Source organism: Candidatus Symbiopectobacterium sp. 'North America' (assembly GCF_015762685.1).
Lineage (GTDB): Bacteria > Pseudomonadota > Gammaproteobacteria > Enterobacterales > Enterobacteriaceae > Symbiopectobacterium.
Window position 1 is genome coordinate 56,726 of sequence record NZ_PEHF01000027.1, and the last position, 24,150, is coordinate 80,875.

Annotated in this window: 22 protein-coding genes and 6 pseudogenes; 3 read left to right on the top strand and 25 right to left on the bottom strand. The window is 52.2% G+C overall.

The genetic code is table 11. The annotated features are described in order from the left end of the window. Positions 1-6: 6 nt before the first annotated feature. From CS369_RS06560 to CS369_RS06580, 5 genes and pseudogenes are all read right to left on the bottom strand, one after another. Positions 7-1,299 carry a cytosine permease gene (locus CS369_RS06560; protein ID WP_196906477.1) on the bottom strand — a complete coding sequence of 431 codons (1,293 nt, stop codon included), beginning with the start codon at positions 1,297-1,299 and terminating at the stop codon, positions 7-9. Next, positions 1,296-1,742, bottom strand: coding sequence for a helix-turn-helix transcriptional regulator (locus CS369_RS06565; RefSeq protein WP_196906478.1), 447 nt, complete (start codon positions 1,740-1,742; stop codon positions 1,296-1,298). The genes CS369_RS06560 and CS369_RS06565 overlap by 4 nt, the downstream gene beginning before the upstream one ends. Positions 1,743-1,778: 36 nt before the next feature. Next, positions 1,779-1,967 (bottom strand): hypothetical protein, encoded by a 189-nt coding sequence (locus tag CS369_RS06570; protein ID WP_210769481.1) that lies wholly within the window; start codon positions 1,965-1,967, stop codon positions 1,779-1,781. A gap of 16 nt (positions 1,968-1,983) precedes the next feature. Continuing rightward, positions 1,984-2,398, bottom strand: a pseudogene (locus CS369_RS06575) (GNAT family N-acetyltransferase). 583 nt (positions 2,399-2,981) lie between these two features. Next, positions 2,982-4,359 (bottom strand): annotated as a pseudogene (locus tag CS369_RS06580) (MFS transporter). Positions 4,360-4,456: 97 nt separating this feature from the next. On the opposite strand from CS369_RS06580, the pseudogene CS369_RS06585 reads away from it, so the two are divergent. Together CS369_RS06585 and yegD are read left to right on the top strand one after the other, a co-directional pair. After that, a pseudogene (locus CS369_RS06585) lies at positions 4,457-5,232 on the top strand (helix-turn-helix transcriptional regulator). A gap of 120 nt (positions 5,233-5,352) precedes the next feature. Next, a pseudogene (gene yegD / locus CS369_RS06590) lies at positions 5,353-6,705 on the top strand (molecular chaperone). A 204-nt stretch (positions 6,706-6,909) separates the two neighbouring features. Here yegD and CS369_RS06595 read toward each other — a convergent pair. The 14 genes and pseudogenes from CS369_RS06595 to pabC all read right to left on the bottom strand — a co-directional run bounded on the left by CS369_RS06595 (position 6,910) and on the right by pabC (position 18,486). Then, complete coding sequence (locus CS369_RS06595) at positions 6,910-7,449, bottom strand: glycine zipper 2TM domain-containing protein (RefSeq protein WP_196906482.1); 540 nt, start codon at positions 7,447-7,449, stop codon at positions 6,910-6,912. Between the two features lie 334 nt (positions 7,450-7,783). After that, positions 7,784-9,091: pseudogene (locus tag CS369_RS06600) on the bottom strand (NAD(P)/FAD-dependent oxidoreductase). A 295-nt stretch (positions 9,092-9,386) separates the two neighbouring features. Beyond that, positions 9,387-9,923: an alpha/beta hydrolase YcfP gene (gene ycfP / locus CS369_RS06605; protein ID WP_196906483.1), complete on the bottom strand. Its 537-nt coding sequence runs from the start codon at positions 9,921-9,923 to the stop codon at positions 9,387-9,389. Positions 9,924-10,073: 150 nt separating this feature from the next. Then, positions 10,074-10,406 (bottom strand): phosphotransferase, encoded by a 333-nt coding sequence (locus CS369_RS23200; protein ID WP_244664828.1) that lies wholly within the window; start codon positions 10,404-10,406, stop codon positions 10,074-10,076. A 48-nt stretch (positions 10,407-10,454) separates the two neighbouring features. After that, positions 10,455-10,961, bottom strand: a complete 507-nt coding sequence (locus tag CS369_RS23205; RefSeq protein ID WP_244664829.1) for a hypothetical protein — start codon at positions 10,959-10,961, stop codon at positions 10,455-10,457. Next, on the bottom strand, positions 10,921-11,499 hold the full coding sequence (gene lpoB / locus CS369_RS06615) for a penicillin-binding protein activator LpoB (RefSeq protein WP_196906485.1): 579 nt from the start codon (positions 11,497-11,499) through the stop codon (positions 10,921-10,923). Before lpoB ends, CS369_RS23205 begins: the two co-directional genes overlap by 41 nt. Positions 11,500-11,519: 20 nt before the next feature. After that, a complete protein-coding gene (locus tag CS369_RS06620; RefSeq protein ID WP_196906486.1) occupies positions 11,520-11,906 on the bottom strand; it encodes a YcfL family protein in 387 nt (128 codons plus the stop codon). Between the two features lie 4 nt (positions 11,907-11,910). After that, positions 11,911-12,261: a purine nucleoside phosphoramidase gene (gene hinT, locus CS369_RS06625; RefSeq protein ID WP_196906488.1), complete on the bottom strand. Its 351-nt coding sequence runs from the start codon at positions 12,259-12,261 to the stop codon at positions 11,911-11,913. A gap of 185 nt (positions 12,262-12,446) precedes the next feature. Then, positions 12,447-13,879 (bottom strand): annotated as a pseudogene (gene ptsG / locus CS369_RS06630) (PTS glucose transporter subunit IIBC). A 308-nt stretch (positions 13,880-14,187) separates the two neighbouring features. Next, positions 14,188-14,985 (bottom strand): metal-dependent hydrolase, encoded by a 798-nt coding sequence (locus CS369_RS06635; RefSeq protein ID WP_196906490.1) that lies wholly within the window; start codon positions 14,983-14,985, stop codon positions 14,188-14,190. A gap of 19 nt (positions 14,986-15,004) precedes the next feature. Next, on the bottom strand, positions 15,005-16,018 hold the full coding sequence (holB, locus tag CS369_RS06640) for a DNA polymerase III subunit delta' (protein WP_196906491.1): 1,014 nt from the start codon (positions 16,016-16,018) through the stop codon (positions 15,005-15,007). 2 nt (positions 16,019-16,020) lie between these two features. Then, complete coding sequence (tmk, locus tag CS369_RS06645) at positions 16,021-16,689, bottom strand: dTMP kinase (protein WP_196906493.1); 669 nt, start codon at positions 16,687-16,689, stop codon at positions 16,021-16,023. Then, on the bottom strand, positions 16,679-17,704 hold the full coding sequence (gene mltG / locus CS369_RS06650) for an endolytic transglycosylase MltG (protein WP_196906508.1): 1,026 nt from the start codon (positions 17,702-17,704) through the stop codon (positions 16,679-16,681). Before mltG ends, tmk begins: the two co-directional genes overlap by 11 nt. Positions 17,705-17,718: 14 nt before the next feature. Beyond that, on the bottom strand, positions 17,719-18,486 hold the full coding sequence (pabC, locus tag CS369_RS06655; protein ID WP_244664832.1) for an aminodeoxychorismate lyase: 768 nt from the start codon (positions 18,484-18,486) through the stop codon (positions 17,719-17,721). Here pabC and CS369_RS23210 point away from each other — a divergent pair. Next, a complete protein-coding gene (locus CS369_RS23210) occupies positions 18,394-18,699 on the top strand; it encodes a hypothetical protein (protein ID WP_244664830.1) in 306 nt (101 codons plus the stop codon). The two genes, pabC and CS369_RS23210, sit on opposite strands and share 93 nt — an antisense overlap. A gap of 16 nt (positions 18,700-18,715) precedes the next feature. On the opposite strand, the gene fabF is transcribed toward CS369_RS23210, so the two are convergent. From fabF to plsX, 6 genes are all read right to left on the bottom strand, one after another. Next, the gene (gene fabF / locus CS369_RS06660; protein WP_196906495.1) at positions 18,716-19,957 is read right to left on the bottom strand and encodes a beta-ketoacyl-ACP synthase II; all 1,242 of its coding nucleotides are present in this window, start codon (positions 19,955-19,957) and stop codon (positions 18,716-18,718) included. 82 nt (positions 19,958-20,039) lie between these two features. Further along, on the bottom strand, positions 20,040-20,276 hold the full coding sequence (gene acpP, locus CS369_RS06665; RefSeq protein ID WP_012765204.1) for an acyl carrier protein: 237 nt from the start codon (positions 20,274-20,276) through the stop codon (positions 20,040-20,042). A gap of 154 nt (positions 20,277-20,430) precedes the next feature. After that, positions 20,431-21,165 (bottom strand): 3-oxoacyl-ACP reductase FabG, encoded by a 735-nt coding sequence (gene fabG, locus CS369_RS06670; protein ID WP_196906497.1) that lies wholly within the window; start codon positions 21,163-21,165, stop codon positions 20,431-20,433. A 13-nt stretch (positions 21,166-21,178) separates the two neighbouring features. Beyond that, positions 21,179-22,108, bottom strand: coding sequence for an ACP S-malonyltransferase (fabD, locus tag CS369_RS06675; protein WP_196906498.1), 930 nt, complete (start codon positions 22,106-22,108; stop codon positions 21,179-21,181). An 18-nt stretch (positions 22,109-22,126) separates the two neighbouring features. Further along, positions 22,127-23,080, bottom strand: coding sequence for a beta-ketoacyl-ACP synthase III (locus CS369_RS06680; RefSeq protein ID WP_196906500.1), 954 nt, complete (start codon positions 23,078-23,080; stop codon positions 22,127-22,129). 6 nt (positions 23,081-23,086) lie between these two features. Then, positions 23,087-24,133 carry a phosphate acyltransferase PlsX gene (plsX, locus tag CS369_RS06685; protein WP_196906501.1) on the bottom strand — a complete coding sequence of 349 codons (1,047 nt, stop codon included), beginning with the start codon at positions 24,131-24,133 and terminating at the stop codon, positions 23,087-23,089. Between the last annotated feature and the right edge of the window lie 17 nt (positions 24,134-24,150).

Genomic DNA, 24,150 nt, shown 5'->3' on the forward strand with positions numbered 1-24,150 from the left:
GCTGTACTAGTTGGAAACAGTGCTGGTAAAAAATTTAAATTTATAAATTCCCCAATAAGAAACCATGGCAACCAATAATGAGTTAATAGCGGGCATGCCCGATCTATCTATAACCCCCACAAAGCTCCCTAACAAACAGCAAAAAATAGCGTCCCAACCTATTAGTGGTGTGATGTCATCCCCAGGCAAAGTGTTGGTATCACGAGACTGATTCAGTTTTTCAGTATTCTCCTTTACGCAAAAATATCCCACAATCATCACGCCAACGACTGGTGGGAAAATAATACCTAACAGTGTCAGGAAATTGATAAACCTATCGAGTATTCCTAGTATCGAAAATACAGTCCCGGTGATGCCAATTGCAATCGTAATAATGGTATAACTTACTTTTTTACCTGTGAGGATCTCAACGGCATTCGCAATGCTTAGCGATGAAGAGTAAAGATTCAAATCATTGACTCTCAACGTTGAAAAAATAACCGCTAATAATCCAATGCCAGCGGTTGTTTGTGCCATGATGGTGACAACATCTTCTGTGTTAAGTGCTCTGGCAAGCATGATGGCTAAACCATTAATAACAAATTCACCCGCAAAGATGGTAAACAACGTTATTGAAAAAACATGAGATGTTTTTTTAGCATATCGTGTTATATCAAGAGTCATCAATGCGGCCACAATACAACCGCCAATAATAATGGTTATTGCATTAGCTATTGTTAAAGGCTCTCCCTGTGGTGCAGTGTGAAAAAGAGTTGTCAGATTAAGATTGGAAAAAATCTGAATAGAAATAAAAGCGATAACAGCAATGAATATTGGAACAGCAATTGAGGCGGCAGTTTTAATCGCTCTAATACTAAATGCGACGAGGAAAGTAAGAAATAAGCCTGATAAAGCAGCAGAGAGTTCAAACCCGAGCATTCCATTCAATGCATGGTCGATGCCTTTGGCAAACACTGCATTTTGTACACCGAACCACCCTAACAGACTGACGGCTACGATTGCACTGATCAATACCGATCCAACTCGCCCGAAGCCTGACCAACGAGCAAGTAGAGTACCGGTTAATCCTTCCTTCATTCCAGCATAGCCAAGTGCGAAGGTAATAGCTCCAAATACAATACTCGCCATCGTAATGACGACAAAAGCTTCCTGTAGGGTCATCGAGTGACCCAAAATCGCCCCTAGCATAAATTGATCAAGCGCAGTTAACATACCAGTATGAACCAGCATTATGCCTAATAAGGGTAAACGGCATTCAGGTTGCACTCGACTGTATGAATGATTTTCATTTCTTTTCATAAATTATAAACACCCATTTTTAAAATTGCTGTCGGGATAAAGTCGCCCATCTCTTGGTCAACATAGATTGCGCGTAGTTGTGCTATATTATGTATGTCAAGCTTATCAAAAACCGAGTGCACTCTATAATTTACTGTGCGTGAGGTTATATTAAGAATGCGTGATATCTCCTTTCGTGAATACCCATGAATAAGTAACCAAATCACTTCGAGTTCTTTTTCTGTTACCAGTCTTATTCCTGTTGATGTTATTTGATAGTTGCTTTTATTTAATGATTTTAGAATAGGGTGAATACAGCATGCCGGTTTGGCATCCCAAAGAACACCTATGCATTTATTAAAATCATCATAAATGGGGATTTTTGTGCTAATGTAAGCAATCGGTTTATCATTACCATTCCAACAGTGTACTTCGAATACGCTAACGCTTTTTTTACTGCTCATTTTGTCTTGATCGTGTTTAATCAAATCAAGGTATAATTAATGCCATGCTGTTGGAAACTCAATATCATGCCGACCTTCAACTGAAAAATTTTTTGGTGTGTTAGTGTACCGTCTTGCAGCAAGGTTGAGATAGACATGCCGCGATTCAGCGTCTTTTATCCCCCATGGCTCATCAAGATTTTCTATTAGAGAAATGGCTTTAGAAAAATCTGCTGCAACGCACATATCCCCCGCCTTAAGATCAGCCAAGTTGCTTTACCAAGTAATGCCTTGAAAATTTCAGAAAAAAGCCATCAAGACTACCATATTCCGAATAACCCAACTTTATATAGAACCCACGGGCATGAAAGCTGAATGTATCAACATAAGAAAAATGACAACCTCTCTTTATCGCCTCACGCTCAGCCATTAGCATCAATTCTCGTCCAACACCGTTTTTTTGATATTCAGCCGCAACCCAAAGGTATTGAATGTCTAATCCGCCCCACCATGTTTTGGCCATTATCCTCCCCCTTTATATTGTCTGATTCATCTTTAACCGTGATTCGCAATGGTTGAATATCGACGGGTGCAAAATGATCATTATGTTTCCATAAACCATCAAGTATCTGTTTCTCTTCATTTTCATCAGGAGTGCAGTGTAATAGGTAATTCATAGTTCCCCCTTGTGCTTGCTAATAACTCACGTAGTTCACTGAATGAATCTTAACGGCATAAAACTATCCAATGTTTAAATAAATATAAAATATCAACCACTCACTAACGTGTTCATAGGGTTCAACATGCCAGGAATAGTGTGCGATATTGATGCCAATCAGTATCACCTGATTTACCTGTGCTGACCAGACCGCCAAGTCGCCACAGAAAAGTAGCTGCTTTACGCATTAAAGACAGTGCTGAGATGATATTCCGTTTTGTTTCTTAATGACTATCATAAATACTCTCTAACCTTTCATAATCTCATGATTACGTTTTTTTGCACAGTAGTTTTCATCAGTTGAGCATGTTGGCCTATAGCTATAATAATTATGACTATAACTATTTCAATGGCTGCCGGTTTTTAATTAATGATGAAACACCAGGGAAAATAATAACGCATCAATAAAAATGCTGATGCGTTATTATTTATAGAAAAATGATGACACTAATGACGTAGTGGACTATTCATCTTTCATTGTGAATGGATAATACTCCAAGATAAGGTTCAAGTACTGCGGGAAACGCACCTTGCCTCGCCCACTACCGTGTTTTAGCCAGCAACAGCAATAGCACACAGACCAGCATGGCCGCACCCAGGTTATAGAACATTCCCGCCACAAAAGCATCAGCGTACTGGCCTGCTTGTACTACCGTGCCCCCACCGGTAGTCAGCACCTCACCAAACAGAATGCCAACCACCGCTACTCCCAGTGCCGCGCCCACCTGCTGTACCGTAGAAACCACCCCAGATGCCATACCAGCCTGCGTTTTATCGACAAAGCCCAGCACCACATTTAGCAACGGCGTCATGATGAATCCCTGACCGACACCGACCATAATCAGCACGGGCATGAGTCGCACAGCAACTAACGCCGCTCCCGCCATCCTCACCTGCACAATCATCTCCGCGATAGAAAGCATATAGACCAACGTTCCCACCACGATCGCATGCATGCCAAAACGTGCCGCCAGTCTTGGTGCCGCCAGCGACGCTAGCATAAAACCCAGGCTACAGGGAGCAAAGATACTGCCCGCCACCAGAGGATCAAGACCCAGCCCGGTTTGCATCAGCAATGCAAAACATAAAAAGAAGGAGCTAGACGTCGAATAAACCAGCAACACCAGCACAGCCCCCAACGCAAAACGGCGTTGCGATAGCAACTGCATATCGACGAGAGGGATCCCGCCGCGCACCCGCCGCCGTTCCTGCTGCTGGTAAAACAGTGCAAACAGCGCGATTGCCATACTCAGCGACCAGAGACTCCAACCCGGCCAGCCTTGTGCAGGCCCCTCAATCAGTGCCACCAACAACAGCGTCAACCCTGTACTGCTTAATGCTATTCCCATCCCGACCAGGGCAGCGCGTTGCGGCGCACGAGTTTCTGGAATACAGCGCACAGCGGCAATGGCAAACATTCCAATAGGTACATTGATGAGAAAGATGCTGCGCCAGCCAAGTCCGAACAGATCGGCATGCACCATCCAACCGCCTAGCACCTGACCCGCAATCGTGGACAAACCGAGCGTCATTCCTAACAGGCCAAATGCACGGCGGCTGTCATCCCCGCTGAAATTGGCACGGATGGATGCATAGACCTAAGGAAACAGCAAGGCGGCGGCCAACCCTTGCAACACCCGTGCACCGATCAAAAAACCGGCGCTCGGTGCCAGACCGGTCACCCAACCGCCCGCCGGTGATGAGCAAGACACCGAAGGCCAACTCATAGCCAGCCACGATAAAACCGACCTGTGAAAAGCTCGCGCCCAGACCCGTTTGCATACTCGGGATAGCTACATTGACCACTAACAGGTCGAAGATGGTCATGAAACCGGCTAACAACAGTACGGACAACCTCAGCCACGGTGGGCCACTGACGGTGCGCCCGGACGACAGCGTACAACAAGAATTTGTGTTCATATTGCGTTTCCAAAATAAAGAAGCAATCATTCTCAAATTCTTTTTAGACGATTACAATTTAACACTTTATACTATTATTAAAACAACGAGATAAACAATGCGAACTCTGGAACGAACCCGCCCCGACCTAGCGGCTTTCCTGCGCACGCACCGTGAGCGCCTTTCTCCCGCCGAGGTCGGTCTGCCCAGCGGTAATCGACGCCGCACGCAGGGACTCTGCCGTGAAGAGGTTGCCGCGCTCGCAGGTGTTGGCCTGACCTGGTACACCTGGTTGGAACAAGGGAGTGATATCGGGGTATCGGCCGGCTTTCTCGATAATCTGGCGCGTGTGCTTAAACTGGATGCGGCCCAGCGCAGGCACTTGTATCTGTTAGCCCACGAACGCCCCCCTCAGAACCGGGAAAAACCTGGTGTGTGCTCCCTCCATTGGTGCGACGCCTGATGAACGACCTGCCACATTCGGCCTTTGTGCTCAACTTGCGCTGGGACATACTGGGCTTCAACGCTCCGGCCGATACGCTTTTCGGCTTCGGCAAACACGCGCCCGAACGGCGCAACTTACTGTGGCTGCTGTTTACCGATCCACTGCTGCATCAACGTGTGGACGCCTGGGAGGAACAAGCGCCGCTGATGCTATCCAGCTTCCGCCACGACTTCACGCGCGGCACGCAGGAAGCCGATATTCGCGAACTGGTGAATGAGCTGGAGCGAGTGTCGCCCGAATTCAAACACTGGTGGCGGCAGCACGACGTTCATGCGTCCTGTAACGGCTTGCGCAAGCTGGCCACCCCCTTCGAGCACACCTCGCTAACGGTGGATGAAGACCGGCATCTACGGCTGGTGGTGTATGCACAACAACAGCCCAGAGATTGAATAAAGCGGTAACGATGGCTGGATACACAATCCATCGCACCTTGAACAGGGGTACCTCTATACAAGCCGCTTCACACGCAGTAAAATCCCCGCCTTTTTCTTGTTACCGGGAGGGATGACATGTTTATCGGCTTTGACTACGGCACGGCCAACTGTTCCGTTGCACTGATGCAAAATGGCACGCCACGCCTGTTACCACTGGAAAACAACTCTCCCTATCTCTCATCCATGCTGTGCGCACCGACACGTGAAGCTGTCAGCGAAAGGTTGTGGCGTCACCATCAAGTGGATGCCCAAGGCGAAAATGCGCAACTGCTGCGGGGCGCCATCAGCTATAACCGCGATGAAGATATTGCCGTTGACTCCCACAGCGTACACTTTGGACAAGCGGCGCTGGCGCGTTATATGGATGACCCGCAAGAAGTGTGGTTCGTGAAATCCCCCAAGTCATTCTTGGGTGCGGTAGGGCTGAAACCACAGCAGATCGCCTTTTTTGAAGATTTGGTGTGTGCCATGATGTTGCATATCCGCCAGCAGGCGGAGCTACAGGCGGGTGATGCCATCACGCAGGCAGTGATTGGTCGGCCAATCCATTTCCAAAGCATCGGTGGCGATGCTGCGGATAAGCAAGCACAGGACATTCTTGAGCGCGCAGCAACGCGCGCCGGATTTCGTGATATCGCATTTCAGTTTGAGCCTGTCGCCGCCGGGCTGGATTTTGAAGCGACGCTACAGCAGGAAACGCGGGTGCTGGTTGTCGATATCGGCGGGGGGACCACCGACTGCTCGATGCTGCTGATGGGGCCAGCGTAGCACCGCAAGCAAGAGCGCCACGACAGCCTGCTGGGACACAGCGGATGCCGTACCGGCGGCAACGATCTCGATATCCAACTGGCCTTCAAACAGTTTATGCCGCTGCTCGGCATGAATGCCATGACGGAAAAAGGCATTGCCCTGCCAACCTTGCCCTGGTGGAATGCGGTCGCCATTAACGATGTGCCGGCGCAGAGTGCGTTTTACAGCAATGCAACCCGCACCTTGATCAACGAGATGATCCGCGATGTGCGTGAACCGGCACAGATCAAACGCTTATTGAGCGTCTGGCAGCAGCGCTTGAGCTATCGCTTGGTGCAACAAGCAGAAGTCTGCAAAATTGCCTTATCCGACGCGCCTTTGACCGATGCTGCACTGGTGTTTATCGAAACCGCGCTAGAAACACGCGTCTCTGCCGAAGAGATGGTTCAGGCGATTGCTCAGCCTGTATCGCAGATTCAAACCCAGATTCGCCAGGCGTTGGATGACAGCGGAACACGTCCAGATGTCGTCTATCTGACCGGCGGCAGTGCTCGCTCGCCGCAACTGCGTCTGGCGGTACAACAAGCATTGCCTGATGTGACTATCGCCAGCGGCGATGATTTTGGTTCCGTCACCGCCGGGTTGGCACGCTGGGCAGAATTGCTGTTTCCGCGTTAAACGGTGAGTAACCCGTTAGGTTGCTGACAAACCCACCTAAAACGCTCATCCCGCCTACTCCTAGTCATTCCCGCGAAGGCGGGAATCTCATACAGGCTAAACGCGTTCATTCGGCCAGAAATCCCCGGCTTTCGCCGAGGGTGACAGGGGAAGGTGATTTCCCCATCATTCTGACACGCCCAGAGGGGCGTGTCAGATTTCCACTTATGCCTTTTGGTTCAGTGCCAGTTGCCCATTTCTGTCCAACGGGATTTGGGTGCCTGGATCGCGATCCATGCGGATCTTGCCTTGCTGCGCGCCAATTTTGTAAGTGACGTCATAGCCCAGCACTTTCTGGGATTTGTCATATACCGTCTGGCAACGCTGTTGCGTCGTGGTGTAGGTATCATTGTTCTGCATATGGCCCTGAACCTGATTACCTGCATACCCACCCGCCAGAGCCCCCGCGACAGTGGCAATATCCTTGCCTCGACCACCGCCGACCTGATGACCCAATACGCCACCGGCCACTGCGCCAAGCAACGACCCCGCCAGACGATTCTCATCTTGCACCGGACGACGATGGGTTACGCTGACATCACGGCACTCCTGACGCGGTGTTTTCACCGTTTCTTTAATGGGTGTTGCCGAGATAACCTGGGCAAACTGCGGCTCGGGTGAAAAAACCTCCATGCTGGCTACCGCCGCTACGCCTAGAGCAGCAGCCACACCGATACCCACCCCCGCTAACATGGATTTGTTCACAGAAACCTCCTGAATGACCGCTCGCACCTGCTTTATTCGCTGTATCCATGAGCGTCAGAGGATAGTGCCCTTAACGTCGGTATCAGCCATTACAGCGTGCGTTGTATCATTTATAACTGGCAAAAGTGTGCATTCGAAGAGAAAAAGTGACAATCAGATTAGTTAACCAAAAGCGTAGATATGTTAATAAAATGCGGTTATTTGGGATTTTTCTTAGGGGTAATTGGCGTTAAGGCGAGATGTTATTCTGAGAGTGAAAAAGCGCTAAATCTTACCCCTTCAGGACCGGACAACGTGCCACCCTAACCGGCAGCACGTTGTAGAACCCCGTCGGTTAATGCAGTTTCAAGCGCGGACGAATCACGCGGTTAATACCGCCCACCAGCATCATCAACCCGGTTTTGGTGTAGCCGTGCAAAGCAATCTGGTGCATACGGTACAGTGAAATATACACCACACGCGCAATGCGTCCTTCCACCATCACCGATCCACGCATCAGGTTACCCATCAGGCTGCCGACTGTGCTGAATTTAGACAGCGACACCAACGAACCGTGATCCTTGTAAACATAAGGCTTCAGCGCCTGACCGTTGAGCTGGGCGAGGATATTGTGATAGCAACGTGTCGCCATCTGGTGTGCCGCCTGGGCACGCGGCGGGACAACGCTGCCGCTCGGTTGCAGTCACGATGCGCAATCGCCGATGGCATAGATATTCGGATCGCACGTGGTTTGCAGCGTCGGTTCCACCACCAGTTGATTGATGCGGTTGGTTTCCAGACCGGCAATCTCTTTCATGGAATCGGGTGCTTTGATCCCTGCGGCCCACACCATCAAATCGGCTTCAATAAACTCGCCATATTTGGTGTGTAAACCACCGGGTTTCGCTTCCGTGACCATCGTTCTGGTCAGAACACGTACACCGATATTGGTCAACTCCTGATGTGCTGCGGCAGAAATGCGCGGCGGCAACGCGGGCAAAATGCGCTCCCCAGCTTCTACCAGCGTCACGTTCAGTGCCTGATTATCCAGCCTGTCAAAACCGTAGCTGTGCAGCTGCTTTACCGCATTATGCAGTTCTGCGGAGAGTTCCACCCCAGTGGCACCACCGCCAACGATAGCAATGTTGACCTTTTCCTTGTCGTCATTAGCATTTGAGGTGAATTTCAGGAACAGGTTGAGCATTTCATTGTGGAAACGGCGCGCCTGTTTGGGGCTGTCGAGAAAAATACAGTTGTCTTTGACGCCTGTGGTGCCGAAATCGTTGGAGATACTGCCCAGCGCTATCACCAGAATGTCATAGGGCAGCGAACGTTCAGCTACCAGCATTTCACCCTGATCGTTATCGATTTCGGCGAGTCGAATACACTGACTTTCACGATCGATATCCATCAGCGTACCTAACTGAAAATGGAAGCCATGGTTGCGCGCGTGCGCCAGATAGCTCAGTGCGTCAATGTCATCATCCATCGAGCCTGTTGCCACTTCGTGCAGCAGCGGTTTCCATAAATGACTTTGATTACGATCGACCAAGGTGATCTCAGCTTTGCTTTTACGCCCCAGCTTATGGCCCAGGCTGGTGGCTAATTCCAAACCGCCGGCGCCACCGCCGACAATAACAATTTTTTTAAGTGCTGATGTCAAAACGACCCCCTGATTGTGAACCAATAGTTAATAAGGCGTAAAAATAATATCCTTATATTACATAGGGTTCTCATAAGTTAAATGCCAAATCTGTGGGGAGAATAGCACGTCAGGTCATTTGGTCATACCAAAATTGATATATCAATTTATTTTTTATCCGCTTGATTCGCGGCAAAAAATTTCCTTTTGAATTCATCAAATTATTTTGCAGGCGCTGATATCAGTATAGGACACACGACGTTAGGCGAGGAACGTCAAACGCCGTGGTAGGGAAAAGAGGGAGAGCTGTTATCGATTAACCGAGCGTTTTAAACGCTTTAATGCGCTGAAGATGCGGCGAGATACTCTTGAATTTATGCGTCTGGATGTCGTCCCAAATGACTTCGTAGAACGATCCCAACAGTGCGGCACTGCGCTGGCTATCCAGCATTTCATCGTTGCGCGACAGCACGGTCAGACAGCGATCGCGATTCTTCTCACGAAAATTAGCGACACACTTGGTGGCAATGTACGCATACTCTTCGGGCCTGTCGATTTTTCCTGCCATGTTCTCTTGCGGGAACAGATTTGGATTAAAAATGACCTGGCGAATATCACATAAAAAGCCGATACGTTCGGCCCAAAAGCAGCCCAACCCTACACCGCAAATCAGCGGACGCTCGTCCTGCGCACGCTGGATCAGATTGTCGACTTGTTTGAGTAAATGTTGCATATCATGCCGGGGATGAAGCGTACTGTAACTCAGCAGCTCAACGTCCTGGTCAATAAACTGCAACACTTTTTCATGTTTGCCAGGGCTAGTGGAATCAAAGCCATGCAAGTAGATAATCATCTGAACCTCATCCTCCGGATACGACCAACGCCAGACGTCGCCGCCTATCACAACAAGCAGACGCTTTTTCGATAATACACCTGATGGATTGTGCCTGCATTGACCGATGACATGTTATCTGGCGCACAGTGCCTAGATTATTCGCCCGGATTACGCGTTTAGCCCGAGCGCACGACGCAATGCCGAACCTGCCGCTAAAAACGCCGTTTGTCCCGTTTGATGCCAACACACCTCACACCACATCAGAATAAGATAATCGGCCCAGGGCAGCCACTGTTGAACCGATGTGTTCAACGCCTGCGCGCACAAGCCGGGTCGCTGCTGTTGGTAGGTTCGCAGCAAGTGCCGTTGCGACTCAACGTCAAGCCAGTTGCCGCGCACCAGCAGCGCCAGTTCCAGTCCAATATCTCCATCGGCGGCGTATTCCCAATCGATAAGCAGCAGCGACCCCTGCGGCGTGATCAACACATTCTCGCTATGCACGTCTAAATGCAAAGGTGCCTACGCGAGCAAATTAGGCGGAGCTTTACGCTAAAAATGGTGGTGCCAGCGCAGTAACGCTGGCGAGCGTCGACGCGGATCCATGTTTTGCCAATGATGGATAAACCGCATCGGTAAATTCAAACGAAAGCCACAACACGGCTGGCGGTGAAGCTGGCTGAGCAGCTGTGCCAGCGAGCCGTTTTCCAATACACCGGAAAAATCCTGCGCAGACGCCGTAGCCCCTGTGGCCCACTCCACGATGAGCCAATCGTCGCGGTACACAACAGGCTTAGGAGCCAACTGTCGTGCAGAGAGTTGGCGTAATATCCGGTATTCACGCTGCCTGAATACGCCCAACTGCGCCGCCTCGGTGGTTTGCGGTCGCGCCAGCAGTTGACGATCGCCCACGCGAACGTGCCAACAGCCGCGTCCCGAACCGTTCACGGCTTCGAAATGAAAACCGGCGGTATCAACCGCCGGAAAGTGTTGCGCAAGCAGACGTTCAAGCGCCAATTTACTGTTGGACGGCACCATTTCCCGACCACACGATTTCACCGGTTTGCACCAGAATCAGTTGCATGTCCAACTGCGGGGTTTTCACATCACCGCTGACATCGCTGTAGAGCACATACTGCGCGCTCACGTAGCGCGCCAGGCCAATCGCCTTGGTTCGCGAGCCCAGACTGTCCTCTGCCGATAACCCCAGCGTCTGTTTCGCAACGGCCACCTGTTCACGTGGCATCAGCGTGAACGCGTTGCCGTTCGCCAGCGCATCATAAATCGCCGCTGTCGCCTTCGCGACCGGCAACGAGCCGTTGGTGTTGTTCTTCACGCTGTCAACCAGCAGTATACTACCGGGAGCTACGCCGCTGGCCTGTCGCATTTGTGCCACTAAAGGCCCGACACTACCTTCCCAGTTCAGGGTTTGAATTTTCGGAGGCGTAGGCACCGGCTGCACCGGCGGCGGCGTGACCACTTCCGGCTGTGACGGTTGCACCGGTTCGATCTGCGCCGGTGGCTGTTGCTCTGGCGAACGGGTCATACAACCGGTCAACACCATCGCCCCGAACAGCAGCACAAGATACTTTTTCATGCGTTCCTCTCTAAACACTTTTACAGAAGCAGATGGAGGCGAACTTGCTGAACATTCTGCCCCTCGTGCGCGCCAGTAATACGCACTTCGCTCTGCGCCTGCACCAGAACGTTGCGCACATCGTCATAAGGCAGCACATCCAACCCTTTTCCGTCATACCAGTAGAAGCGGTACTGCACCGCCACCGCCTGGGATGACGTATTGCGCAGCACCGCCCAGGCGCTTCCGCCCTCACTGCGCGTGGTCAGATCGGGTTTTGATGCCGTAATCCCAGCGGACAACAGAGAAGCATCAAGCACTAACGTTTGCCGCCCATTGATGGTCAACACGGGTGGTGTGCTGGAACACGCAACGCCCCCCAACACCAATACAGCAGATAACAGGCCGCGCACAATCTGGAAGTTCATGAAATTAGTCCGACAACAACGGCCCCAGAGGACGTCCACCCAGCAGGTGCATATGAATATGATAGACCTCCTGGCCGCCATGGCGATTGCAATTAACGATCAGACGATAACCGTCTTCATCAATGCCCTCGTCGCGCGCAATCTTGCTGGCGACGGTGAACAATCTTCCCAGTGCCTGTTCGTGCTCAGGTAAAACATCGTTTACATTCTGAATCAATACGTTAGGCACGATCAAAACGTGCGTTGGCGTGCGAGGCGAGATGTCACGAAATGCCGTCACCAGTTCATCCTGATAGACGATGTCGGAAGGAATTTCCCGGCGGATAATTTTACTGAAAATGGTTTCTTCAGCCATGTTTGAGTTCCTTATAAACGTGTAACGCCGAATGGTTACGGCAGTATGAGTGACACTTTCGGTTGCTTTCAACCTTCTTTCTGTTTTTTCTTGTTCAGATGTTTGAATTGTGGCTTTTTCACCGCAGGTTAGTGCCCAATAAAAAAGGGAGCTTACGCTCCCTATATAACTCCCCGGACAACGAATCAGTGATTACGGATGTAATCATCCATATCCGTTTTCAGGCTGTCAGATTTAGTACCAAAAATCGCCTGTACACCGGAGCCCGCAACAACAACGCCAGCTGCACCCAGTTTTTTCAGGCCTGACTGATCCACTTTGGCGACATCACCGACGCTCACGCGCAGACGCGTAATACAGGCGTCCAGATTAGTGATCTTTTCTTTGCAACCAAAGGCCGTCACCAACGCCGCCGCCATTTCACTGTTGTTCTGCGCAGACTGTTCAGAGGTGCTCTCTTCGCGGCCCGGCGTTTTCAGATTCAGTTTGGCAATCAGCACACGGAAGATAGTGTAGTAAGCCAGCGCGTAGCACAGACCAACGATCGGGAACAGCCACAGATTGCTGCCGTTACCGCTCAGGACTACGAAGTCGATCAAACCGTGGGAGAAGCTGGTGCCATCGCGCATGCCCAGCAGGATACAGATAGGGAACGCCAGTCCCGCAAGAATGGCATGGATCAAGTACAGGATCGGTGCCACGAACAGGAAAGAGAACTCAATCGGTTCAGTGATCCCGGTCAGGAACGAGGTCAACGCCGCAGAGAGCATGATACCGCCCACTTTAGCGCGATTTTCCGGCTTGGCTGAGTGCCAGATGGCAATCGCCGCCGCAGGCAGGCCGTACATTTTGAACAGGAAGCCGCCCGCCAGTTTACCCGCAGTCGGGTCACCGGCCATGTAACGCGGAATGTCACCGTGGAACACCTGGCCCGCCGCGTTGCTAAATTCACCTATCTGCATCTGGAACGGCACGTTCCAGATATGGTGCAAGCCAAACGGCACCAGCGAACGTTCAACAATACCGTACAGGCCGAATGCCAACACCGGGTTCTGATAAGCAGCCCAGTGTGAGAACGTTTGGATTGCGGTCCCTACCGGTGGCCAAATAAAGGAGAGCACCACACCGGTGATAATCGCTGTCAGACCAGAGATGATCGGCACAAAGCGTTTGCCGGCAAAAAAGCCCAGGTATTCCGGCAACTGGATACGGTAGAAACGGTTAAACATGTAGGCTGCAATCGCACCGGCGATGATCCCACGAGCACACCGGTATCCGCCAGGTGTTCTTTGATGATCACCTCAGGCGGCAGTTGTAGCACGAGTGGAGCCACCGCTGCCATCCTCTTCACCATAATGCCGTAGGCAACAACGGCCGCCAGCGCGGATACCCCATCGTTATTGGTAAAACCGAGGGCAACGCCGATGGCAAAAATCAGTGGCATATTGGCGAATACGGAGTCACCCGCTTGCGCCATCACGCTTGAGACGATGGCCGGCAGCCAGCTGAAGTTGGCCGATCCGACCCCCAGCAGGATACCTGCAATGGGCAGTACGGAAACAGGCAGCATCAGCGACTTACCTACTTTTTGCAGGTTGGCAAATGCATTCTTGAACATAATTGAGTGTGCTCCTGAGTAATAGTGCTTTTACGGCGTTATAGCAACAAAAGGCGGGGAGGATACCCTTTGTTATTTCAGGAATTTATCCCTCTTTTAATTTTTACGCAGAGTAAAATAAATGAGTCATTCAATGTTTGACTGCTATCACGTTTCATTGCGCCAACAGGTCGAGTAGCGCACAAAATCGCTATTTCTGTACGCAACAGACGGGCAGAACCTCTGTCGCTGGTGGCGAAACCACAAACCAGCGCACAGGTGAGCGTCAACTAATTACGCAGCACAAAAAAACTCGGCCATTTTAAACACTAGACTGCGGCGGTCAACCGCTGTGAATCGATGTGGAACAGGTGGGAGAAATTCTCTGTGGTAGCCGCCGCTAATTGTGCAATATCAACATCTTTTAGCACGGAGAGATACTCGGCAACATCGCGCACGTAGGCAGGCTGGTTCTCTTTACCACGAAACGGCACCGGGGCCAGCCAAGGGGAATCGGTTTCAACCAGCAGGCGATCCAGTGGAACAAACCGGGCAACGTCACGAAGTTCGTCTGCATTACGAAACGTCACAATGCCTGAAAACGAGATATAGAACCCCATATTCAGTAGCGTGCGCGCCGTAGCAATATCCTCAGTGAAGCAGTGCAGCACGCCACCACAGCGCTCTACTCCCTCTTCTTTCAGAATATCAAGGGTATCCTGACGTGCCGAGCGGGTATGCACGATAACCGGCTTGTTTAACTCACAGCCGACGCGAATGTGTTCGCGGAAGGAATAACGCTGTTGCGCCTGTGTTTCCGGCTGATAGTGGTAATCGAGGCCAGTTTCCCCCATCGCCACCACGAGTGGATCGGCAGCCAGTTGGCGTAGCTCAGCATAATCATACGGCGCGTCCTGATTGAGAGGATGCACACCGCACGAATAAGCTACTCCAGGGCGATCGCCGATCAGTTCACGCATGGAGCGATAACCGGGCAGCGTGGTTGCCACCGCCAGCACAAAGCCAACGTCACGCGCCCGCGCTTTGGTCAACACATCAGACACATCTTTATGCAGAGATTGATAATCCAGACCATCAAGGTGGCAGTGCGAATCCACTAATAACATGCTATTTACTCAACGCTTATCAAACAGAGAAAGAAGGGAGGGAATTCAGTTTTGCCGTTTGGAACCGTTGTTCCCATTCCAGCAATACATCGGCCAGCAGGAGTTCACGGTTTACGCCTGTTACTGTCAAGAGCTGATGACGGCAACGCAACCAACGAGCAAGCTCGGCGTCTATTTCCGCAGCGGGTAACTGGTTAGCTAACAGCGCTATCAGCGCATCCTGATCGAGGTTTACGCGCGCACTCGCGGCTCCACGCTGTATTTTTAACGCATCCAGCAACAGCGAGGAAAGCCAGTGGAGACGCTCCGGTGCGTCATCGTGGTTCAGTTGCGGCAACAGCGAATAAAACGCACGCGCTGGCACCGCGTTTGCCAGCGCCTGACATAATGCGGTGCGCTGGCGTGCGGTATCATCTTGCAGCAGGTGCTCAGCCGCCAGCGGCGCACCGGCCTGCAAACGCAGCGCGGTTTGCAGGGCCAGCTCAGACGCAGGGTGTCGTTTATTGAGCCAGACAACGCTTTGTGCTTCGTCAGGCGCAGGCAGATGAAGGTGCAGGCAGCGGCTGCGCAGCGTCGCCAGCAAACGTGTTGGTTCATGACAACCCAGCAAAAGATAGGTCGCTTCTGGCGGTTCTTCCAAGGTTTTTAACAACGCGTTGGCCGCCGCTTCCGTCAACTGCTCGCTGTTTTCAATCCATACAAGCTTGGCACCGCCCTGCCGTGAACGCTGATAGAGGTTTTCCAATACGCTGCGTATCGCATCAACCCCTAACGTCTGTTTCCCCTTTTCCGGGCTGAGAGCATACCAGTCCGGGTGCGTACCCGCCATCATCAATTTACAGGAATGGCATTCGCCGCAGCTTTTCATGCCCTCGGGCTTCTGGCACAGAACGCGTCTTGATAACGCATACACCAGCGATTCGCGTCCCATACCCGGCAACGCGTGCAGCAATACCGCATGGTGTGCTCGCCCCTCCTGATATCCCTCAATCAGTTGCCGATAGGGCCCATTCAGCCAGAGATACCATTCCATGCTTAGCGCTCCTGTACCGACAACGGTGCAGCATCTTGTGCCTGTTGCTGACCAAGCCACTGCACCAGTGCGGGTTCAATATCCGCACTCACCTTGTCCAACGTTTGTGAGGCATCAATGGTAACGATGGTGGCATCGGTGGCAGCCAGCGCCTGATAACGTGCACGGGTACGGGCGAAGAAATCCAATGATTCCTGCTCAATGCGGTCGAGTGCATCGCGCTGGCGTGCACGCGCCAACCCCTGCTCCGGCGAAATATCGAGGTACAAAGTAAGATCGGGACGAAATGTGCCCAGCACGGTATCACGCAGTGACTGCATGAGCTGTTGATCCATACCGCGCCCGCCGCCCTGATATGCCTGCGAGGAGAGATCGTGGCGATCGCCAATCACCCAGCTACCCCGCGCCAAGGCGGGTTTGATGACATTTTCCACCAGCTGTACGCGCGCAGCATAGAGCATCAATAATTCAGCTTTATCCGTGATTCTCTCGTCGTCGGCACCCTGTTTTATCAGGTCACGTAGTCGCTCGGCCAATGGCGTACCACCCGGCTCTCGGGTAAAAACCACATCCTGCACTCCGTGCGTCCGTAAGGTCGCTAATACGGTGTTCTGCGCACTGGTTTTACCTGCGCCTTCCAATCCTTCAATCACGATAAATTTACTGTTCATCCCGGTCCTTCAGCGTTGAGCGGTAAGCGCGCACTGCACGGTTATGATCGGCAAGGTTGGTCGTGAAACGGTGCCCACCCTTCCCGTCCGCCACAAAATAAAGATAATCTGTTTTTGCCGGATGCGCGGCAGCGTCAAGTGCGGCTCGGCTCGGCATGGCAATTGGCTTCGGCGGCAACCCGGCAATCACATAGGTATTATACGGCGTGGCGGTGTCCAGCGCGCTACGCGTTATCACACCACGATAATCCTCACCCATACCATAAATCACGGTTGGATCGGTTTGCAGACGCATGCCAGCGCGTAGACGATTTACAAACACCGACGCGACCTGAGGGCGCTCCTCTTTGACTGCCGTCTCTTTTTCTACGATGGAGGCCATGGTTAGCAGTTCCTCCGGCGACGCATAGGGCAAACCCGCCTCGCGGTTTTTCCATACTCCATCCACCACATTACGCATACGATGATGCGCACGCAGCAGCAGATCGCTGTCGCGCGTGCCTGCGGTGTAGAGGTAAGTGTCAGGGTAGAGCCAGCCTTCCGGGTTCTCCGCGTCTTTAATGTCCAGCAGTGCAGCAATCTCTTGCGGCGTTTTATCCTGCACGCTGTGCGTCAGGTAGGGTGCGGTTTTCAACGTTTCCATCCAGTCACGCAGTCGCGATCCTTCGACAAAACGAATAGAGAACTGTGCCTCTTTGCCGCTCGCCAGCAGCGCCAGCATCTCCCGTACCGTCATGCCCGGCATAAAACGGTAGCTCCCTGCTTTGAACTTGGCCAATTCAGGCTCCGCGCGCAGCAACCACTGAAACCGCATCGTTGACGGGATCACCTGCTGTTCTGTCAGCGAGGTTTCCAGCCCTTCTCTGCCGGTTCCGGCCGGAAGGGTGAAAATGGTTTCCTGTTCAATCAATAGCGGTGAGCGGCCAAACTGTTGCAGGTTATGCCATGCAGCACCGAGTGCCGAGGCGAGTACCATCACCACCAGCAGGAAAAATAGCATTTTCTTTCTTTTCATCATTCAACCATCGACTAACCGTTAGGGCTCAGTAGTTGGTACAACGCTCTGGAGCGATAACACCAGGTATCAATTTGATTGACCGGAAGCACCGGCATCAATGCATTACAAACAAACACTTCATCAGCATCGGCAAGCGTCGTCACAGGTTCACGCACTACCTGTAGCTTATAATCAGGACACTGGGCCAAGCGGGTCATCACCTGCTGACGTGCCACACCGTTCACACCCGCGAGTGACAAATCCGGCGTAAATACCTGATAGCCCTTACGCCAAAACAAATTAGCCGCACAGCATTCCACCAGGCAGCCCTCAGTGTCAAGCACCACCACGTCATCGACACCTTGTGCTTCCATCTCCTGGCGTATCAGGATCTGCTCCAGTCGGTTCAGGTGTTTAATGCCCACCAATCGCGGATTACGCCCCAACGTGACCGGACTGATGCCAAGGGTGATACCCTGCTTGCGCCATTCGGTGTATTGAGCAGGATAACCCGTCTGCATGACTATACGCGTCGGTTCGCTACACAACAGCGTGCTGTAACCTCGTCCGCCACTGCCACGGGTTACGATGGTTTTCACTACGCCTTGCTCCACGCCCTGCGCCGCCTGTTCCATTTCGGCTTGCAGTCTATCCCATGCCGCAAACGGAATATGCAAACACGCAGTGTCCTGACGTAACCGCGCCATATGCAATGGCAACCACACGATCTTGCCTTCCAGCACGCGTGCGGTGGTGAAGCACCCGTCACCATACTGGAGGCCACGATCGTTAACGGCTATCTGCTATTGCGCCTGGCCATTTATCCAAAACATACACTGTCCTCACCCAACAGGTTCATGAACGCCGATGCCAACAACGCCAAGAGTAGCGGCAACAGCGTGACATTCAGAGTGCCAGTAACCCATGACGGCAACAAGTGGCACGTTCTGAATTATGCCCTGCCCACAATGGCGAGTGACAGGCAAAAAAAACCCGGTTGCCCGGGCTTTTAGCGGTATCGCAGCGCCATTACACGCGGCGGAACACCAGTGAACCGTTAGTGCCGCCAAAACCGAAGGAGTTACACTGCGTGTATTCCATATCGGAAACCTGACGAGCTTCATGCAGTACAAAATTCAGGTCGCAACCGTCGTCTGGATTATCCAGATTGATGGTCGGCGGAACAGCCTGATCGCGTAACGCCAGCGCCGTGAAGATAGATTCCACAGCACCCGCAGCCCCTAACAGGTGACCGGTCATAGATTTGGTTGAGCTTACCATTACGCGGCTCGCTTGTTCACCAAACACAGATTTCACTGCGTGCGTTTCCGCCAGATCGCCCGCAGGCGTTGAGGTGCCATGCGCATTGATATACCCAATCTGAGACGGAGTGATACCAGCATCGCGCAGAGCATTTTGCATTGCCAACGCCGCACCAGCGCCGTTTTCCGGCGGTGACGTCATGTGATAGGCATCGCTGCTCATGCCGAAGCCAACGATTTCGGCGTAAATTTTCGCGCCGCGTTTCTTCGCATGTTCATACTCTTCCAGCACCATGATCCCGGCACCGTCACCCAGCACAAAACCGTCACGATCTTTATCCCACGGACGGCTTGCCGCCTGAGGATTGTCGTTACGCGTGGAAAGTGCACGGGCTGCGCCAAATCCACCAACGCCCAGAGGCGTACTGGCTTTTTCCGCGCCACCAGCCAGCATAATATCTGCATCGTTGTAAGCAATGATGCGCGCCGCATGGCCGATATTATGCACGCCAGAAGTACAGGCTGTGGCAATGGAAATACTCGGACCACGCAGTCCGAACATGATGCTCAGATGCCCTGCAACCATGTTAACAATGGTGGAAGGGACAAAGAACGGACTGATTTTACGCGGACCGCCGTTCACCAGTGAACTGTGGTTCTCTTCAATGAGCCCCAAGCCACCAATGCCGGAACCGATCGCCGCACCGAAGCGCGTCGCGTTTTCTTCCGTCACTTCAATACCGGAATCACGCATGGCATTAATGCCAGCAGCAATACCGTATTGGATAAAGGCATCCATATTGCGCGCTTCTTTGCGCGAGATGAAATCCTCACTATTGAAATCCTTTACTAAGCCAGCAAAACGGGTTGCATAGGCAGTAGTATCGAAATGGTCGATCAGGCTGATGCCACTCTGACCGGCAAGAAGAGCACTCCAGGTGGACTCAACTGTATTGCCGACAGGAGTTAACATGCCCAGTCCGGTCACAACTACACGACGCTTAGACACGCTTGTCCTCCAGGGAGGGAAAATATGACACTGCGGGACAAATAAAACTTAGGCGGTCGAGTGACCGCCTAGATATGTTCGCTTACTGCTGGTTAGCCTGAATAAAATCAATGGCTGCCTGAACAGTTGTGATTTTTTCTGCTTCTTCGTCTGGAATTTCAGTATCAAATTCTTCTTCCAGCGCCATTACCAGTTCAACGGTGTCAAGAGAATCAGCGCCGAGGTCATCAACGAAGGAAGCGTTGTTAACCACTTCTTCCGGTTTAACACCAAGCTGTTCAACGATGATTTTCTTAACGCGTTCTTCGATAGTGCTCATACTCTTAAATTTCCTATCAAAACTCGCTTTCGCGATGGTTTTCGTAGTGTATAAAATGTTGAAAAAGATGTAACAAAATCTCGGCTAGTCTAACCACGATTTTGTGCTATTTTACGGTTTTCACCGCAAATAACACAAATAAATTCCGAGCTATTTAGATCATATACATGCCGCCGTTGACATGCAACGTCTCACCCGTAATATAACCAGCCTCATCGGAGGCCAAAAAAGCAACAGCACTGGCGATCTCTTTCGCGTCCCCAAGTCGGTTCGCAGGAACCTGGCTCAAAATGCCTGCACGTTGTTCTTCTGTCAATGCCTGCGTCATATCGGTTTCGATAAAACCTGGCGCAACCACATTGACAGCAATGCCACGTGAGGCCACTTCACGCGCCAGCGACTTGCTAAAACCGATCAGGCCCGCTTTCGCTGCCGCATAGTTCGCTTGTCCGCCGTTCCCCATGGTTCCCACTACGGAGCCGATGGTGACGATACGGCCAAAGCGTTTTTTCATCATGGCTCGTAACACCGCTTTTGACAGACGAAATACCGATGTCAGATTGGTGTCGATGATATCTTGCCACTCGTCGTCTTTCATTCGCATCAACAGGTTATCACGCGTAATGCCGGCATTGTTGACCAAAATGTCGATTTCACCGAAATCCGCACGAATCGCTGTCAATACTGCTTCAACGGACGCCTGATCGGCGACGTTGAGCATATACCCTTTGCCATTGGCACCCAACCACTCGCTGATGGCTTGCGCGCCATTTTCGCTGGTAGCGGTTCCCACCACGGTGGCACCGCGAGCCACCAGCTTTTCTGCTATCGCACGGCCAATACCGCGGCTTGCACCTGTTACCAGGGCAATTTTTCCTTCAAAGCTCATGGTACTCTCCGTTTTATTGTTCCAGGGCCGCAGACAGTGAAGCCAGATCGTTAACCGCCGCTGCACTCAGGGTGTCAACAATACGTTTTGTCAGCCCGGTCAACACTTTGCCTGGTCCCACTTCCAGCAAGCTCTCAACACCTTGAGCCGCAACGTAGGAGACACACTCGGTCCAACGCACCGGGCTGTAAAGCTGTTTCACCAGCGCCGCACGGATGGCATCAGGATCGGTTTCGCTACGCGCATCAACATTGTTAAACACAGGAATGGCTGGCGTAGTAACTGTAATTGTTTTTAACGCCTCTGCCAGTTTTTCTGCCGCAGGCTTCATCAACGCGCAATGGGAGGGCACACTCACCGGCAGCGGCAACGCACGCTTGGCCCCGGCAGCTTTACAAGCTACACCGGCACGCTCAACGGCTTCTTTGTTACCCGCAATCACCACCTGTCCCGGCGAGTTGAAATTCACCGGAGAAACCACTTGCCCCTCAGCAGACGATTCACAGGCAGCCACAATGGCATCGTTATCCAGACCAATGATAGCGTACATCGCACCCGTTCCTTCCGGCACGGCTTCTTGCATCAGTTTGCCGCGCAACTCAACCAGACGCACCGCTTCCTGAAAGTCCAGAGCACCGGCGCACACCAGCGCCGAATATTCACCCAGACTGTGGCCGGCCATCAGCGCGGGCTGTTTGCCGCCCTGCTGCTGCCACACCCGCCAAATCGCCACCGACGCCGTCAGCAGTGCTGGTTGGGTTTGCCAGGTTTTATTCAGTTCTTCCGCCGGGCCTTGTGCAGTGAGTTGCCACAAGTCGTAACCCAATACCTCAGAAGCCTGAGCAAAGGTGTCTTGTACTACCGGGTACGGTGCTGCCAGCTCAGCCAGCATGCCGACTGTCTGGGAACCTTGCCCCGGAAATACCATTGCAAATTGCGTCATATTAAACGTCCCATTTGATCAAAAACGAACCAGCGCAGAGCCCCAGGTGAACCCGCCGCCAAAGGCTTCCAGCAGGATCAACTGACCGGGTTTTATCCGTCCATCGCGCACTGCTTCATCCAGCGCGCTGGGTACGGAAGCGGCCGACGTATTACCGTGGCGATCGAGTGTCACCACAACCTTGTCCATACCCATACCCAATTTCTTCGCTGTGGCACTGATGATGCGCAGGTTAGCCTGATGCGGAACCAACCAGTCCAACTCGCTCTTATCGAGTTGTGCGGCATGCAGCGTTTCTTCAACGATATGCGCCAGTTCCGTCACGGCGACTTTGAAAACTTCGTTGCCAGCCATGGTCAGGTAGGCCGGTTGATCCTGATGCGCACGATCCTGATGAGGCAGCGCCAACAGTTGGCCATAGCGGCCATCTGCATGCAGGTGGGTTGACAGGATGCCGGGTTGTTCCGACTGGCCCAACACCACCGCGCCCGCACCGTCACCGAACAGAATAATGGTACCACGATCGGCAGGATCCAGAGTACGCGCCAGCGTATCTGAACCAATCACCAGCGCATAATCTACCGCGCCGTTTTTAATGTATTGATCGGCAATGCTGAGCGCATAGGTAAACCCTGCGCAAGCCGCGGAGACGTCAAAAGCGATAGTATAGCGGATCTCCAGCATCTGCTGAATCTGGCAGGCAGCACTCGGAAAAGCATGCGTAGAGGACGTGGTTGCAACAATCAGCAAGCCAATCTTGTCCTTATCGATGCCCGACATCTCCAGCGCGTTCAGCGCGGCCTGATGTCCCATGGTCGCCACGTTTTCATCCGGACCGGCAATGCGGCGCTCACGGATACCAGTGCGCGTCACAATCCACTCATCGGAAGTGTCGACCAATTGTTCTAAATCAGCGTTCGTCCTGATTTGTTCAGGCAAAAAGCTGCCCGTTCCGATTATTTTAGTATACATGTACGCTCAGTCACTCTTGGGTAATACAGTTTTCAGGCGCGCCGCAATCCTGTCGGGAAGTTGCCGCTGCACCGCCTGCATTGCCTGTTCGATAGCGACGGCAAACGCCCGTTGATTTGCCGCACCATGGCTTTTTATCACGGTGCCCCGCAGCCCTAACAGACATGCGCCATTATATTGATCAGGATTGAGATGACCGAACCGTTTCACCAATCGCTTTTGGATAAAACGGCCGATCAACGTGAGCCACCACGCTTGCTTCGCTTTACGTCCGACATCCGTCGACGACGATTTGAGCAGAGACAGGAACATCCTTACCACGCCTTCCATCGTCTTCAATGTGACATTACCCACGAAGCCGTCACAGACCATCACGTCGGTTTTGCCCGTCAGTAACTCATTGCCTTCAAGATAACCAATATAGTTAATCGAGCGTGTATTCTTTAACTGCGCAGCGGCATCGCGAATCGCGGCCAGGCCTTTGGTCTCTTCTTCGCCGATGTTCAGCAGGGCAATGCGCGGATTGTGCAGCGACAGCACTTCTTCAGCCATCACTGAACCCATCACGGCAAACTGTACCAATTGCGCGCTGTCACACTCGACGTTGGCACCCAAATCCAGCACCACCGTTTTTCCCTGCTGCTGATGCGGCAACACCGTCACCAAAGCAGGACGATCGATACCTTCCAACGGCTTGAGCAGCAGTTTCGCCAGTCCCATTAAGGCACCGGTATTTCCTGCACTCACGCACGCCTGTGCCCTACCCGTTTTAATCAGTTCCAGCGCAATGCGCATCGACGTACCACGACTGGCACGGATCGCCTGCGACGGACGCGCATCACTCGCAATAACCGATTCAGCCGGCACAATTTCCAACCGGGACAGTAAAGCAGAATCGACTTTGGCGAGTAATGGATGAAGCGCAGCGGGATCGCCGACCAATAACAAGTGAAGACCCGGATTAGAATCCAGTGCCTGCAATGCCGCAGGCACCGTTACGAAGGGACCGACGTCCCCGCCCATTGCATCTAACGCCAGTGTGAGGCGTGTCAAGGTATTGCCTTGCTAAT